Origin of the sequence: Paraburkholderia sp. BCC1876, assembly GCF_902833695.1 — a bacterium.
Lineage (GTDB): Bacteria > Pseudomonadota > Gammaproteobacteria > Burkholderiales > Burkholderiaceae > Paraburkholderia.
The window spans coordinates 1-427 of record NZ_CADFGI010000110.1; the positions used below are offsets into that span (position 1 = coordinate 1).

Sequence of the window (427 nt, forward strand, 5' to 3'; positions counted from 1 at the left end):
GCCGATGCGCTGGAACTGCGTGTCCTGGGACTTCGGCTGCATCTCGACCCACTCGATGCCGCCCTTCTCGCCGGCGTCGCGCAGCGTGTAGTTCTTCTCGATGTCGTTGCTGCCGAACAGGATCGCGGCCGGGCTCGCGCCGAGCGCGCCCGAGAGCTTGCGCTCGGTGACCTGGTTCAGGTCCTTGTCGTAGACGTAGAGCGTGTCGCCGTCGGCCTGCAGCAGTTGCTGGTAGGGCTTCTCGTAGGACCAGACGAACCGGCCGGGGCGCGATAACACGAAGGTGTCGCTTGAATTGTCGGTCGGCTTGACGGTCGGCATCGCGCCGCTCGCCCCCTTGGAAGGGGCCTTGACGATCTGCTGGGTGAAGCCGCCCTTGGCGGTCTTGACCTGGGCGATGAAGGCCTTGAGCTGGTCGGTGCCGCCC

At 66.3% G+C, this 427-nt stretch carries 1 protein-coding gene; it reads right to left on the reverse strand.

Annotated elements, in window-relative coordinates:
- The coding region (locus tag HWY05_RS38030) for an outer-membrane lipoprotein carrier protein LolA (protein ID WP_176061515.1) at positions 1–427 on the reverse strand (427 nt) is incomplete at both ends.